A 14,876-nucleotide genomic window follows, 5' to 3' on the forward strand; every position below is an offset into this window, starting at 1 on the left:
AAAATATTAATAAAATGCTATTATGATTACTCCTGTGTGTTAATGTCAATGAAAATTTTAACTAAAATTAAAAAATTAATATAATATTTTATACTAAAAGGTAAATATAAGCTTGAAGAGGGCTAAGAAGCTTTATGCTATTTCTCAAAAAACCAACAATTGCAATCATTGGTTCTACAGGTATAATCTGTTAAAGTTTACACGAGTCTCATGAATGATAGAAAAAGAAGAGCAGTTTAGTTTTACATCAGAAAACCTCAAGAAAGCGGGAAAGTTTATAGAGATGTATCCCAAAGGTAGAGAAGGTAGTGCTGTTATGCCTTTACTATATCTGGTTCAAGAGCAATGCGGATGGGTTTCTGAATCTGCTATGCGTTATGTTGCTGATATGCTGCATATTCCACATATTCGTGTATATGAAGTGGCAAATTTTTACACCATGTATAATTTAAAACCAGTAGGCAAATATCTAATACAAATTTGTAGAACAACTCCTTGCTGGTTGTGCAATAGTGAAGAAGTTTTAAATACCTTTAAAAAAAAACTTGGAATCAATATCGGTGAGACTACTAAAGATAATTTGTTCACCTTAAAAGAAGTTGAATGCCTAGGTGCATGCGTTAATGCTCCCGTTGTGCAGATCAATAATGACTTCTATGAAAATCTTACTCCTGAGAAAGTAGAAAACATCATAACAGAACTTTCAGGCAAATAGATGAAAGAAGAATTTTCATTCAAGAGAATCAAGCAATCAGGTTCTGCAAGAGTTGGAACAATTAAAACTCCAAATGGAAGCGTAGAAACCCCCGCTTTTATATTCTGCGCAACAAAAGCTGCAATTAAAGCTGCAGATATTGAAAGAATAAGTGAAGCTGGTACCCAAATCATACTTTCCAACACCTATCACCTAATGCTTCAACCAGGAGAGAATACTGTTGCAAAACTTGGTGGTTTGCGCAAGATGATAGGATGGAATGGGCCAATGCTAACTGACTCAGGTGGATATCAGATATTTAGCTTAGGCCACGGATCAGTTTCGGAAGAGATAAAAGGAATAAGAAAAAAACAAAAAACTTTGATCAAAATTAATGAGGATGGGGCAATTTTTCGTTCTTACATTAATGGTAAAATTTATTGCTTAACTCCTGAAAAATCTGTACAAATTCAACAGAAATTAGGTGCAGATTTAATCCTAGTTTTAGATGAATGCACTCCATTTCACGTAAGCAAAGAATACACAGCAAAATCAATGCTCATGAGCCACAGATGGGCTGAACGTTCTTTAAATGAATTTGAAAAAAACAATAATGGCAAGCAGGCACTGTATGGAATTAGTCAAGGCGGAGTGTATCAAGATTTACGTAGAGAAAGTTGTGATTTTATCAACGATTTGCCATTTTTTGGTCAAGCAATAGGTGGATCACTTGGTCAAAGTAAAGAGCAGATGCATGATGTAGTTTCTTTCACTATGGACCACCTGAAAAAAGACAGGCCTACTCATTTGCTTGGTATTGGTGGAATTGTGGACATCTTTCGCGGAGTAGAGCTTGGAATTGACACGTTTGATTGCGTGCATCCAACCCGCTTAGCAAGGCATGGTGGCGCACTTGTTAAAGTAAAAAACAGAAATTCTATTTCTTCAAAGTGCAAAGAGCATATTAATTTGCGGAATCAACGATTTGAGCTGGACAACAACCCAATTGAAAGTGACTGTTTATGTTTTACCTGCAGAAAACATTCAAGAGCTTATATACACCATTTACTGAAAGCTAAAGAGCTCCTGGCTTACACGCTCGTTACCATTCATAATATTTTCTTTATGAATAAGTTAATGGCATCAATAAGGCAGGCTATATTAGATGATAGGCTAGATCGGGAGAAAAATAATTGGATTAGTGAGACACCACTACACTGTGAATTATACACCTAGTTCATATTTTTCTACGCTTATTTTATATTCCCTAAAACAGAAAAAGCCTTCCTCTTCCTACTCTTTCTTCCTTGGCTAATCCATAGTTAGCGTTTTTTGCACATGTGCGTTGCATTTTTTAATCTTCTTTAAAAACTTGACAATACATGACAACACTGGTATGTTAAAAATATAGTTTTTGTGAGGTATTTATGGTTAACAATAAAGAAAAACATCAAATAGCGTTTTGCGTTTCAGCCGTTACATTCTTAGCTGGGTTATCATTAATCGCAACTGCAATTGCAGTGGGTACCGTACCTGCTATAGCTGCTTGTCTAGTGATAGGAGGAATTTTGACTGTCTTGTCTGGTGTGCAAGCAGTAGAAAGCTATTTATTTTTACGAAACAGCGAGAAAACTTTGAATAAACTGATAAGTAATATACGCGATGAACCAGAAAGCAAACTTTTTATAGAAAGGATTTTGCAACCGTTCATTGAACTTTTTAGTGAGCTTAAGCAACATAATTAAAGTACACTAAGCTTTAAGCATAGAAACCACTTTATCGTAACTTGGCAATGATTCAATTTCTCCAATTGCAGCTAGAGTGGTTTTTTCATGCTGAGATAACAATTCTTCTGCTGCTTTTTTTACGTTAGCAGTGGTAACTGCACTAATTTTTTCTATTAATTCATTTTTACTGATGTACCTATTATAGTTACCGTAGTAGTGTCCCAATGTTTCAGCACGTGAGCTAACACTTTCGCGTGACATTAAAATTTGGGATTTTACTCGCTCTTTCACTCTATTTACTTCTTCTTCCTTCAGATCATCTGTAGACAACTTCTTCAACTCTGTCGTTATAGATTTTAAAAGCTTATCTAAGTTACTACTGTCTGTACCAGCAAAAATGGAAAACATTCCTGTATTAGTATAGCTGGAATTAAATGAATAAACAGAGTAAGCTAATCCCTGCTTTTCCCTTACTTCCTGGAATAAACGTGATGACATTCCGCTCCCTAATATAGAATCAAGCACTTGAAACGTGTGATATTTATCGTCATGGCGAGAAACACTAGGTAGACCAATTAGCAAGTGTACCTGATCTAATTTACGATGTTCTAAATACTCACCACCAGTACAGCTCGCATTTTGGCTTTTTTTCAGCTTTTTAGAATGAATCTTTGAGAGAAAATCTTTGGTTAATGCAACAACTTCTTCATGTTCAACATTTCCTGCAACGGCAAATAGCATATTCTCACCAAAGTAATGCTCATTTATGTAATTATCTATATCTCCTCGAGTAAAAGATTTTACAGTATTTTGCGTGCCTAAGATTGACCTACCAAATGGTTGGTCTTTATAAGCTGCCTCAAAATATTTGTCGAAAATAATGTCACTTGGTGAATCATTAGTTTGAAAAATCTCTTGTATTACAACACCCTTCTCACGTTCCAATTCATCTTCTGGAAACGTGGAATTCATCAATATATCTATTAATATATCAATACCAGTTTTTATGTCTTTCTTGAGGACTTTTGCATAATAGGTGGTGCTTTCCCTACCAGTGCTGGCGTTGAAAACCCCACCTATGTCATCAAAAGCTTTTGCAATTTCAAATGCAGTTCTTGTCTTCGTCCCTTTGAAAGCCATGTGTTCTAGAAAATGGGATATTCCATTTTGATTTGCACTTTCCGCTCTACTGCCAACACCAACTCGTATGCTTAAAGCTACGGAATCAACATCACGCACCTGCTCAGTTATTATGCGCAGACCATTATCTAATTTTGTTACCTGGGGTACATTCATCTTATGTGTTCTTTTTTAAATTCTCTTCTGCAAAATCCCAATTAATTAAATGGTCAAGGAAAACTTTTATGTAGTCAATTCTACGGTTTTGACAATCTAAATAATAGGCGTGCTCCCACACATCCATAGTGAGTAGTGGCACTTGGCCATAAATTATTGGCAAATCTGCATTTGGAGTCTTGGTGATTTTGAGCTTTCCTAACCTACCTTTTTCGAGCACTAACCATACCCATCCACTGCCAAACTGGCTTACTCCATGACTCGAAAATTCTTCATAAAATTTATCAAAGCCACCGATATCGTCTTGAATTTTTTTTGCTAGAAGACTACCATCTTTAGGCTTACCACCACCATTTTTTTTCATTGAATTCCAATAAAAAGTGTGATTCCAAACTTGTGCTGCATTATTAAATATAGGCAAGTTGCCGCTATTACCATGCACTTTTGTTATTAATTCCTCAATTTTTACATGTTGATAATCCGTATTTTCAACTAGCTCGTTGAGTTTATTTAAATATCCTTTATGGTGCTTATCATAATGAAAATCTAAGGTTTTTGCAGATATATAAGGCTCCAAAGCTGTTTTATCGTATGGTAATTCAGGTAAAGTAAAACTCATAAAAACCTCTTTATTTCTAACCTACTTGGATGGTAGGGCAATATATGCTTTTGTGCAACATATAATTAATAGCTAAAACATTTAGGTATCTATTGCATTATTCTAAATTATACTACAATAACGATTATCATATAAGCCATAGAAATGGATTAAATGCAAAAGTTACTTTACACCCTTCGCCAACCCCCTTATCATGAAACTGAAGCTATTTATTTATCTTCTCTGTACAGATTAAATGACAAAAAAACTCACGTATCTGGCGTCTCATGTTTAATTTTTTGCACTATGTGCACCTTATGTCTTATAAAATTTCTACCTACATAAGCTGAAACGCGCTTATAAAGCGTTTAAAACATAAAAAAACGCCAACTTAAAAAATGGATAGTGAATAACTAGCTACCCTAGGGTTTCTTTTGCCTTTTTCTCCGCTTAGTAAATTTCTTAATGTTTATACGGAAGGTGTCATTCCAGCGCGTGACGCTGGAATCCCAAAAAAAGGATGATGTCATCCGAGTAGCTGACACTGGGATGACATCATAGGGGCGCTGGCCTGACAATCGTCATTCCGCTACGTGTTAGCGGGATCTAGAGATACCGTGACGGTATGACAAGGGAGAACAGTTGTATTCCTGCACAATTTATTCTCATGACAAAAACGTCTTAACTTTCTCTCTACTTTTTCTGGATAAGGTCAATTTTGTGAAAAAATGGATTGAATTATAGGCAGATTTGGCTATTATTTGTAATACATGGGTATTAGGTAAAATGTTTAAATTTGATCCTTTATTATTAGCTCGAATTCAGTTTGCCTTCACAATAGGCTTTCACATTATATTTCCTGCTTTCACGATCGGGCTTGCAAGTTTTCTAGCCTTTTTGGAATGGTGTTGGCTTAAGACTGGTGATACACGTTTCCGTGATGTTTATAAATTCTGGATCAAGATTTTTGCCGTTGCTTTTGGCATGGGAGTGGTATCTGGAGTTGTAATGTCATATCAACTTGGTACCAATTGGTCGATTTTTTCTGACCGCATAGCCAATGTTCTCGGCCCTCTATTTTCCTTTGAGGTTTTAACAGCCTTTTTTCTGGAGGCATCTTTTTTGAGTATTATGCTATTTGGATGGAATAGAGTAAGTTCTCGTATGCACTTTGCTTCTACTTGTATTGTTGCAGTGGGAACGCTTATTTCAGCTTTTTGGATTATTGCGGCCAACAGTTGGATGCAAACACCCGCTGGATTCACGATTGGTGAGAATGGTCTCCTATATCCAACCAATTGGTTAGAGATTATTTTTAATCCTTCTTTCCCTTATCGCTTTATTCATATGGTAACAGCAGCCTATCTTACAACAGCTTTTGTGGTTGGTGGTGTAGGAGCATTTTATCTTTGGAGAAAACGACATGCTCCTCAAGCAAGAATTATGCTTGGTATGGCAACCATTATGGTAGCTTTAGCTGCACCATTTCAGCTGTTCATGGGAGATAGGCATGGATTAAATACACTAAAGCATCAACCTGCTAAGATTGCTGCAATGGAAGGTATATGGGAAACCGAAAAAGGGGCTGGCTTACTTTTATTTGCTTATCCGGATCAGCAAAATGAAATTAATCACTACGAGATAAAAATTCCTAATCTTGCCAGCTTGATCTTAACACATGATTTTTTAGGACAAGTAAAAGGATTAAAGGAATGGAAAAAAGAAGATAGACCACCTGTAGTATGGGTATTCTGGTCCTTCCGTATAATGGTTGGAGTTGGAATTTTAATGATCATAATTGGGTCAGTAAGTGTTATACAGTATCTTCGTGGCAAATTATTCCAAAGTTGTTTCTTACATGGATGGTGGATATCAATGATGCCGTCTGGGTTCATAGCGTTACTTGCAGGTTGGTTTACTACTGAAATTGGCCGTCAACCTTACACTGTATATGGAATTATGCGCACAATTGAATCATTTTCATCTGCGATTACCGGTCCTCAGGTTGCATGGTCTTTGATTGCATTTATCGTTATGTATACCCTTATATTTGGAGCAGGTAGTTACTATATTCTGAAACTTATATACAAAGGAATTCCTGTCATTAAAGAAGAAGAGCAATTTTATAAACACGGTATTGGAGCTTCAGTGATTGATGCTGGTACATCTGGAAAGGACAACAATCATGTTTGATTTTTCTTCCTTAATTAATTTACCCCTAATCTGGGGATTACTAATTGCCATAGCTGTTTTACTGTATATTTTAATGGATGGGTTTGATTTAGGTATTGGTATTTTACTTCCTTTTGCACCGTCAGATAAATGCCGTGATCACATGATAAGCTCAATTGCACCATTTTGGGATGGAAACGAAACATGGTTGGTATTGGTTGGTGGAGGGTTGTTTGCTGCTTTTCCTCTTGCATATTCAATATTAATGCCTGCTTTTTATATTCCAATCATTATTATGCTGCTTGGCCTTATAGTGCGCGGAGTATCCTTTGAGTTTCGTTTTAAGGCAGAAGGAAAATACAGGCGATTATGGGATTATGCCTTTCATTTTGGGTCACTTGGTGCTGCATTTTGCCAAGGCATGATTTTAGGTGCATTTATACATGGTGTAGAAGTAAACGGACGCAACTTTTCTGGTGGCCAATTTGATTGGGCAAGTGCTTTTAGTGTAATGACAGGCATTGCTGTGATATTTGGATATGCACTTTTAGGTTCTACATGGCTCATAATGAAGACAGAAAATATAACACAAGAATGGGCACGCAAGGTTGCTTCTTATACGCTTGGTTTTGTAGGTATTTTCATGGGACTAGTGAGTGTAGTGACACCATTTTTAAATGAACGTATTAAAAACTTTTGGTTTAGTATGCCAAATTTTTATTATTTATTTTCTATTCCATTACTCACATCTTGGCTATTTTTCATGCTGTGGTTTGATCTTCAGAATACTAAACGGGAGTACCGTCCATTCTTTCTCAGTATTGCTATTTTTTTTATGGGATATTTAGGTTTAGGAATTAGTATCTACCCATGGATTATACCTTTTCAATATACCATTCTGGATGCAGCTGCTTCTGGGCCAAGTTTATCTTTAATGCTCATTGTTATAATACCGCTTTTACCAATCATTTTAACTTACACTGGTTATTGCTATTATGTCTTTCGTGGAAAATCAAATTATGAACACACATATTAAGGAGTTAGTGACCTTATGGTTAAAACGTTACCCTTAAATCAAGCAGTCGTTCTGGCAATGGCGTCAACTCAAGAACCTTCATTAGCAAACCCTCCTATGGATTTTCTGAAAAGTTTTTGAGTATATTGTATTTTTAATTTGTAGAATAAGTTTTTTTCCTTTTTGCATGCTAACCAAAAAGGGTTCTGTCATCCTTCTTGTCATATAAGTAGCTTGACGCGGGCATTCAGTTTTCTTTATAATTTTCTTTGTGAAAGAACAAAAATGCTTATTTGTAACCATAGCTGGCTTACCAAATGCTGGGAAGTCTACATTAATTAACAGCATCATAGGCAAGAAAATTGCAATTGTCACCCCTAAAGTGCAAACAACAAGGACGCAAATAAGGGGTGTTGCAACATGCAACAACACACAAGTTGTCTTTACTGACTCCCCAGGAATTTTCTCAGCAGAAACAAAACTTGAAAAAGCTTTAGTCAAATCTGCATGGTCGGCAGTTAAGGATAGTGACATCACTTTGTTGCTTGTTGATGTAAGCAATTATTTGAAAAATATAGAAAGAATTAAGACTATATTTATGCGGCTGCAGCGCACAAAAGGCAGATGCATTTTGGTTATCAATAAAACTGATTTGGTAAAAAGGCCTGAATTAAAGATGGCGCATGAGCATCTGAATTTGCTTTATAAATTTGAAAAGGTTTTTATGATATCAGCATTAAAGAATGATGGACTTTCTGATTTGATGAATTACTTGTCTGAAGTTGCATCGGTGAGCCCCTGGTTTTATGAAGAAGATCAAATAACCGATTCCTCGACAAATTTTTTATCAGCAGAAATTACGAGAGAAAAATTATTCTTGAACTTGCGTGAAGAATTGCCATACTCTACAGCTGTTATAACTGAACAATTTGAGGAAAAAAAAGATAAGAGTTTAGTCATCAAACAGATCATATTTGTGTTGAAAGATAATCATAAAAAAATAGTACTAGGAAAAGATGGCAGTAATATTAAAAAAATTAATATCGAAGCGCGTGCTGAACTAGAAAAATTATTTGAGTGCAAGGTACACCTCTTTTTATTTGTGAAAGTGCGACCTTGGATCGACCGTCCGGAGGAGTATATAGGCAATGCTTAATTCTTTATTGGTATTTGATATTGAAACTATACCAGATGTACATTCCTGCAAAAATTTACTCAATATTAGTGATGATAGTAGTGTAGAAGAGAAGAGGGATGCATTAACAAAATATCATCTTGAAATAACAAACGGGCAAAACTCTTTTCTGCGTCAGCCTTTTCACCTTGTTGTAGTTATTAGTTTTTTACTTTGCAATATAAGCTACCAGAGTGGTTATGAGGTGTTCACACTGCAAGAAATAAGATCTGGAGGCACACTAAATTCTAGTGAAAAGGAGCTAGTGAAAGGATTTTTTAACTACATATCAGAGAAAAAGCCAAGATTAGTTTCGTTCAACGGACGCACTTTTGATATACCAGTGCTGAAGTATCGTGCTATGGTCCATGGCATTCAAGCAGAATATTTTCATAAAGCTGGCGATAAGTGGAATAGTTACAATCAGAGATATAGCAGTGATTGGCATTGTGATTTGCTTGAATCCCTCTCTGATTTTGGAGCTTCTGCGAAAGTAAAAATGAACGAAGTTTGTGCAGCATTTAATCTTCCTGGTAAGATTGGAGTTGATGGGTCACAAGTTATGGACTTATACGATAGCGGCAAGATACAAGAGATTCGAGATTATTGTGAAACAGATGTAATTAACACTTATTTGATTTACTTAAGGTTCATGCATCATCAGGGACGGATTACTACTGAAAGCTACAACAAAAGTGTGGAAGAGCTGCTTTTAGAGTGCGAAAAAAAAGAATACCTAAAGAAATTTAAAGAAGAATGGCAAATAACTTGTGGTGGAAAAATTTTACTTCCATAGAATAAATAGTCGAGTTATAATGCACTAGCAAGCGAACCTCTGTACTAAATTTTGGTTAATATACACGTTGAGCATATTAAGAAAGTTGCTTTTAAGGTATTGCATTTTACTTTTATTTTCGTTATAAGGTTGCTTTAAGTTGAATTTTCAACATTTTTATACTATTTACATTTAAGATATGATTTCGAAATTTTTTGGGGGCACTTCATGAAAAAGTCTATGTATACTAGAACTGCTCTAGTTTCTTTATTAACTTTATGTTCTTTCAGCAGTTTTGCAGCTGACTTTCCTGATGAGAGTATGAAGGAAATAAAAAAGCAAGAGAGCACAAAAACTTCTGGAAAAACAGAAGTTATGAAAACATCAAATAAAAAACTGAAAGAAAAGATGGACAGAATATGTAATGCTGATCCAAGAAAAAAAGCTGAAGAGCTTAAGAAAAAGGAAGAGATGAGATTAGCAGCCGAGCAGAAGAAAAAAGAGGAGATCAGGCTAGCAAATGAGAAAAAAGCAAAGCTTATAGAGGATTCAAAAGCGAAAGCTCTAAACGCTAAGAATTCTAATATAGAAAAAGGTAAAGTTTCAAAAACTAAGCGTTCTAAAACTAAGAATGCTAAAGTTGAAGCTAAAGATGTAAAGAAGGATATAAAAGTTATTAACAAAAATACAGAGGAAAAAGGTAAGGCAAGTCCTGTTGTTTCAGTTGGTGGAGTTGATATTATCGATACCAATCAAGGGCAAAGTAATTTAAGAATAACTTTTGGTGGTGTTGTTGATGCTCAAGGTTATGGCAAAGCTGGACCAAGTGGCGCAGATTATAAACGTTATAACGTTATGCCAAACAGATCTACAGAGTATTATAATGCCACTCCAGATATAACAAAAGGAGCAAATCCAATATTCTATGAAGGAATAGGAAATATTGGTGATTACAGCAACGATATGGGTATGATTGCTGATGCAATATTGCACCTCAGAGCAGAAAATAAGAATGAAGATTTAGGTCTTCTTTATGGTGCTGACGTGCAGTTTCATGTCCCAGTGACCGAAGGTAAGGGAGCTTCACAGGGTGTTTATGCTGCAAAAGGCAGAAGTGCGCATGTGTTTGTTAACTCAAAATATGGTGACGTGAAGCTTGGTTACCAATTTGGTCCTGAGGCTCTGATGAGGCTTGATGCAACAAGAATTGCGACTGTTGACGGAGCTGCAGATAGTGACTGGTTCAGAAAAGTGAACTTAGAAGGAAGCGCTGCTAGCTTTCCATTTTATGTAACACCACGTCTTTACACTGAAAGTTTTTCGAGTGAAAGTGAAAAATTCTCTTTCCGTATGGCAGGGAAATATAACAAAGGCGTTATGACTACACTGCCATTTAGAGTTGCTTACTACTCACCAAATTATATGGGCGCAAGGTTTGGCATCAGTTATGCACCTCGTTATGATAGTAGCTTGTTTATTGTGAAAGAAAAAGAAGAGAAAAACGGTAAGGTAAAAGATAAGATAAGGCATGTCGGTCCAGACTATGAGCACATAGTAAGTGCTGGTGCATCATATGAATATGACTTTGATAAATATAATGTAAAAGTTAAAACTTCTGCAGTTGGTGAGTATGGTCAAGCAAAAAAACTAAATAAAGATAAGCATGTTTATAATGAATATGTAGAGTACAATGACCTTATGGGTGTTAATTTGGGTGTAAGCGCTGATTATAAGATTAATGAAGATCAAGGCGTAAAATTTGCTGCCTCTTTTGCATACTTGGGCAAATCTGGTCAACCGAAGGGTATTAAAAAATTAATTGGTGATACCTATACGGAAATTGATAGTAAAGATGCTACTGATGGCAAAAGAGTGGAAGGGCTGAAAGCTCAATTTGTTAAAGATAGTATAGATACCATGTATTGGACTGTAGGAGCTGGGTATCAACATGAGAATATCTACACAAGTTTGACGTATTTTGGCAGCAGAATGAATGACAAAGATATGCTTCATGATGGTGCACTTGGCGTTCAATATGATCTGTCTCCTGCATGCAGTAAGAGCAAATTTGTTCCTTACGCAGCTCTCCATTATTTTATGACTAACGAAACAGGTAAGCTGAAAGATGAGTCTGATGCTGATGTACCTTCTAACCAAGGAATTCTCCTTCTTACTGGTGTGAAGTTTTCTTTCTAACCAGCCAGTACACACCACAGTTAACTGTGGTGTATTCTTGTCTGTTAGTGTTTATTTGTCGATCAAATAAACATATGGTGTCCTCTCTCCTGTCATCCCAGTGCGTGACACACAACTGTACGAACATTGTGATTTGAGGACACTCCACCAAGAAGGATGTCATCCCAGTGCTTGACACTGGGATCCAGCTTTCCATGCAACTTCATCAAAAGCGTTTATTCAGCATAAGATCAGCCACTTTTTATGCTCACCAAATCAGTTTGCTTACTTACAAGCAAAATTTCCTGGATTCCAGTGTCAAGCACTGGAATGACACCCTATGGTCACCGGAATGACGCTTTATGGCTACTTAGAGGTTGTCCGGAAACTAGTAAATTCAAGCATATTCCCTCTTTAACATAACCCTACTCATAGCTAGGTATATGAAATTCTCAGTGGATGTTGTGAGTAAATCATACTCCTTCGATAGCCTTCTATTCCTATTAACCCAAGCAAAAGTCCTTTCTACAACCCATCTTCTTGGCTGTACTTTAAACCCTTGTTCTCTTGTTGGTAGTAGCTCAGGTGGCGTATCTTTGTGCACCCAAAATCTACATGGAGGCCTTGTAACAATTTCAATATCTATGTCATATTCTTCCTTTATGTGATTCTTTAAATTTCTTCCTTGGTATCCCATGTCAGCCCACATTTTTTTAACTTTAGTATATTTTGTTCTCATATTGTTTAATGCTATTTTAATACCATCTCTATCATTTTCGTTAGCAGCGCCTACGTAACAACCTAGTATAAAACCCTGAGTGTCTGTAATTATATGCCTTTTTCTACCCTTTACTTTTTTACTTCCATCATAGCCTTTGATCCCCCCTTTTCTGTAGTCTTTACAGATTGACTATCTACTATACAGGCACTCGGCTGCTCATTCCTTCCTATTTTTCTTCTACTATATTTTGTAATTTCATAATTCATTTTCTCAAAAATTCCCTGCTTCTTCCATTGCCTGAACTGCTCATACACAGTCTTCCATAGCGGAAAATCATTTGGTAAATACCGCCATTGACACCCTGTACGCAATACATAGAAAATTGCTTCTAATATTTCTCTTTTGCTATACTTTGGCGGCCTTCCTCCTTTCTTGTATGATACTCTGAAGCGTTTTTCTATTCTTGCCCATTCCCTTTCGCTTAGATCTGTTGGATACTTTTTTCTCATCTTTACCCCGTACTAATACCAATTCCCATTACAGGGCAAACAGATGGACAATGATGGAAGAAAAGCCATACTGAAGTAAGTAAAATAGCGAGGTTTAAATGGCATTAAGATCAAAATTATTGGATGAAAAAGTAGTAGAATCAGCAAAAGAAATGCTGAAGAAAGTAAGGAATAATGCATATGTTTCAAAAAAACTAAATGCTGTAATTGCAGCAAAAAAGTACAGTATAACGGCTGTAGCAAAAATATATTGCATTTCAAGAAGCGCACTAACTTCGTGGGTAAAACTCTTGAAAATTGGCAGAGAAGAAAAACTGTTTGCTCCTTCACAACGTCGTAGAAAAACTAAATTAAATCAGGCTCAACTACAGCAAATTGAAGAGTGGATAGAAGAAAATCCTAATATCACCATTAAAGAAATGAGAATAAGAATCCAGGAAAAGTTCGGATTAAATATCAGCAAATCTACAGTACACCGCCATATGCAAAAGATGAAATTCTCATATATTACACCAAGACCAGTTCATAATGGACAAGATAAAAGCAAACAAGAGGAATTCAAAAAAAAATCTCAATGGAGCTATTAGCAAGTATCCAGAAAAAGAGCTATTTTTCTTTGATGAATCACGGTTTGGCACACATTCAAAAGTTGGACATGGGTGGTTTAAAAAGGGGATTAGAACACAGGTTAAAACAAAATTAGGTAGGCAAAATTTCTATCTCTATAGTGCAGTTAATCCTAGAAATGGAGAGAGTTCTAGCTTATTTGCACCAAATGTCAACACTGATTGCATGAACATATTTCTTGAGCAAATTTCGCAATATCTAGAAACACGAGAGGCTTTTCTCGTTATGGACTGTGCTAGTTGGCATAGGTCAAAAAATTTAAAGGTACCTAAAAATATCGACATTATATACCTACCTCCATACTCACCTGAGCTAAATCCTGTTGAGAGGCTTTGGTTATATATAAAACAGAACATTTTGCGCAATAAAATATACGATACAATTGCTCTACTTGAGGGTGCTTTGTGCAAATTTATTACTTCTCTTGCCAGCTCCACAACTAAACAACTCTGCAATGTTTCCTATTTGACTGGACAACAATGAGAATTGGTATGAGAGGTTGTCCGGAAACAAGTAAAAGGCTATAATATCTGAAATTTTAGTACGGGGTAAAGATGAGAAAAAAGTATCCAACAGATCTAAGCGAAAGGGAATGGGCAAGAATAGAAAAACACTTCAGAGTATCATACAAGAAAGGAGGAAGGCCGCCAAAGTATAGCAAAAGAGAAATATTAGAAGCAATTTTCTATGTATTGCGTACAGGGTGTCAATGGCGGTATTTACCAAATGATTTTCCGCTATGGAAGACTGTGTATGAGCAGTTCAGGCAATGGAAGAAGCAGGGAATTTTTGAGAAAATGAATTATGAAATTACAAAATATAGTAGAAGAAAAATAGGAAGGAATGAGCAGCCGAGTGCCTGTATAGTAGATAGTCAATCTGTAAAGACTACAGAAAAGGGGGGATCAAAGGCTATGATGGAAGTAAAAAAGTAAAGGGTAGAAAAAGGCATATAATTACAGACACTCAGGGTTTTATACTAGGTTGTTACGTAGGCGCTGCTAACGAAAATGATAGAGATGGTATTAAAATAGCATTAAACAATATGAGAACAAAATATACTAAAGTTAAAAAAATGTGGGCTGACATGGGATACCAAGGAAGAAATTTAAAGAATCACATAAAGGAAGAATATGACATAGATATTGAAATTGTTACAAGGCCTCCATGTAGATTTTGGGTGCACAAAGATACGCCACCTGAGCTACTACCAACAAGAGAACAAGGGTTTAAAGTACAGCCAAGAAGATGGGTTGTAGAAAGGACTTTTGCTTGGGTTAATAGGAATAGAAGGCTATCGAAGGAGTATGATTTACTCACAACATCCACTGAGAATTTCATATACCTAGCTATGAGTAGGGTTATGTTAAAGAGGGAATATGCTTGAATTTAC

At 36.0% G+C, this 14,876-nt stretch carries 12 protein-coding genes and 1 pseudogene; 10 read left to right on the forward strand and 3 right to left on the reverse strand.

The features are described from left to right. The first annotated feature begins 214 nt into the window (after positions 1-214). The 3 genes from nuoE to AAGD74_RS05855 all read left to right on the forward strand — a co-directional run bounded on the left by nuoE (position 215) and on the right by AAGD74_RS05855 (position 2,439). Positions 215-715, forward strand: coding sequence for an NADH-quinone oxidoreductase subunit NuoE (gene nuoE / locus AAGD74_RS05845; RefSeq protein ID WP_010962799.1), 501 nt, complete (start codon positions 215-217; stop codon positions 713-715). Next, positions 716-1,930 (forward strand): tRNA guanosine(34) transglycosylase Tgt, encoded by a 1,215-nt coding sequence (tgt, locus tag AAGD74_RS05850; RefSeq protein ID WP_010082445.1) that lies wholly within the window; start codon positions 716-718, stop codon positions 1,928-1,930. It begins immediately after the preceding gene. Positions 1,931-2,121: 191 nt separating this feature from the next. Next, positions 2,122-2,439, forward strand: coding sequence for a hypothetical protein (locus AAGD74_RS05855; RefSeq protein ID WP_010082444.1), 318 nt, complete (start codon positions 2,122-2,124; stop codon positions 2,437-2,439). 6 nt (positions 2,440-2,445) lie between these two features. Here AAGD74_RS05855 and AAGD74_RS05860 read toward each other — a convergent pair whose 3' ends face one another. Then, the gene (locus AAGD74_RS05860; protein ID WP_338482488.1) at positions 2,446-3,717 is read right to left on the reverse strand and encodes a pitrilysin family protein; all 1,272 of its coding nucleotides are present in this window, start codon (positions 3,715-3,717) and stop codon (positions 2,446-2,448) included. Position 3,718: 1 nt separating this feature from the next. Beyond that, positions 3,719-4,336 (reverse strand): superoxide dismutase, encoded by a 618-nt coding sequence (locus tag AAGD74_RS05865; RefSeq protein ID WP_151807956.1) that lies wholly within the window; start codon positions 4,334-4,336, stop codon positions 3,719-3,721. 765 nt (positions 4,337-5,101) lie between these two features. Here AAGD74_RS05865 and AAGD74_RS05870 point away from each other — a divergent pair. The 5 genes from AAGD74_RS05870 to AAGD74_RS05890 all read left to right on the forward strand — a co-directional run bounded on the left by AAGD74_RS05870 (position 5,102) and on the right by AAGD74_RS05890 (position 11,647). After that, on the forward strand, positions 5,102-6,508 hold the full coding sequence (locus AAGD74_RS05870) for a cytochrome ubiquinol oxidase subunit I (RefSeq protein ID WP_338482490.1): 1,407 nt from the start codon (positions 5,102-5,104) through the stop codon (positions 6,506-6,508). Continuing rightward, on the forward strand, positions 6,501-7,523 hold the full coding sequence (gene cydB, locus AAGD74_RS05875; RefSeq protein ID WP_015589177.1) for a cytochrome d ubiquinol oxidase subunit II: 1,023 nt from the start codon (positions 6,501-6,503) through the stop codon (positions 7,521-7,523). Before AAGD74_RS05870 ends, cydB begins: the two co-directional genes overlap by 8 nt. Before the next feature lie 250 nt (positions 7,524-7,773). Beyond that, on the forward strand, positions 7,774-8,658 hold the full coding sequence (gene era / locus AAGD74_RS05880) for a GTPase Era (RefSeq protein ID WP_077188232.1): 885 nt from the start codon (positions 7,774-7,776) through the stop codon (positions 8,656-8,658). Then, positions 8,651-9,472 carry a 3'-5' exonuclease gene (locus tag AAGD74_RS05885; RefSeq protein ID WP_341810608.1) on the forward strand — a complete coding sequence of 274 codons (822 nt, stop codon included), beginning with the start codon at positions 8,651-8,653 and terminating at the stop codon, positions 9,470-9,472. The genes era and AAGD74_RS05885 overlap by 8 nt, the downstream gene beginning before the upstream one ends. 207 nt (positions 9,473-9,679) lie before the next feature. After that, complete coding sequence (locus AAGD74_RS05890) at positions 9,680-11,647, forward strand: porin (RefSeq protein ID WP_338976770.1); 1,968 nt, start codon at positions 9,680-9,682, stop codon at positions 11,645-11,647. A 376-nt stretch (positions 11,648-12,023) separates the two neighbouring features. Here the strand turns inward: AAGD74_RS05890 and AAGD74_RS05895 are convergent. After that, a protein-coding gene (locus AAGD74_RS05895; protein ID WP_341810592.1) for an IS5-like element ISWpi1 family transposase occupies positions 12,024-12,856 on the reverse strand; the annotation gives its coding sequence in 2 pieces (ribosomal slippage) (positions 12,024-12,487 and positions 12,487-12,856; 834 coding nt in all). Between the two features lie 98 nt (positions 12,857-12,954). Between AAGD74_RS05895 and AAGD74_RS05900 the strand changes: the two genes are divergently transcribed. Then, positions 12,955-13,966 (forward strand): IS630 family transposase gene (locus AAGD74_RS05900; RefSeq protein ID WP_265029945.1). Its coding sequence is split into 2 segments (ribosomal slippage): positions 12,955-13,416 and positions 13,418-13,966, totalling 1,011 coding nucleotides; the frame shifts between segments, so codons are not numbered across the junction. A gap of 71 nt (positions 13,967-14,037) precedes the next feature. Continuing rightward, positions 14,038-14,870, forward strand: a pseudogene (locus AAGD74_RS05905) (IS5 family transposase). Positions 14,871-14,876 lie beyond the last annotated feature (6 nt).

It is taken from the genome of Wolbachia endosymbiont (group A) of Campoletis raptor (assembly GCF_964026755.1).
GTDB lineage: Bacteria > Pseudomonadota > Alphaproteobacteria > Rickettsiales > Anaplasmataceae > Wolbachia > Wolbachia pipientis.

Excerpts from the sequence above, each read along its gene's own strand:
- tgt (WP_010082445.1), top strand. The coding sequence starts at position 716 with ATGAAAGAAGAATTTTCATTCAAGAGAATCAAGCAATCAGGTTCTGCA.
- AAGD74_RS05870 (WP_338482490.1), top strand. The coding sequence starts at position 5,102 with ATGTTTAAATTTGATCCTTTATTATTAGCTCGAATTCAGTTTGCCTTC.
- AAGD74_RS05860 (WP_338482488.1), bottom strand. The coding sequence starts at position 3,717 with ATGAATGTACCCCAGGTAACAAAATTAGATAATGGTCTGCGCATAATA.
- AAGD74_RS05855 (WP_010082444.1), top strand. The coding sequence starts at position 2,122 with ATGGTTAACAATAAAGAAAAACATCAAATAGCGTTTTGCGTTTCAGCC.
- AAGD74_RS05890 (WP_338976770.1), top strand. The coding sequence starts at position 9,680 with ATGAAAAAGTCTATGTATACTAGAACTGCTCTAGTTTCTTTATTAACT.
- AAGD74_RS05885 (WP_341810608.1), top strand. The coding sequence starts at position 8,651 with ATGCTTAATTCTTTATTGGTATTTGATATTGAAACTATACCAGATGTA.
- AAGD74_RS05865 (WP_151807956.1), bottom strand. The coding sequence starts at position 4,336 with ATGAGTTTTACTTTACCTGAATTACCATACGATAAAACAGCTTTGGAG.
- nuoE (WP_010962799.1), top strand. The coding sequence starts at position 215 with ATGATAGAAAAAGAAGAGCAGTTTAGTTTTACATCAGAAAACCTCAAG.
- cydB (WP_015589177.1), top strand. The coding sequence starts at position 6,501 with ATGTTTGATTTTTCTTCCTTAATTAATTTACCCCTAATCTGGGGATTA.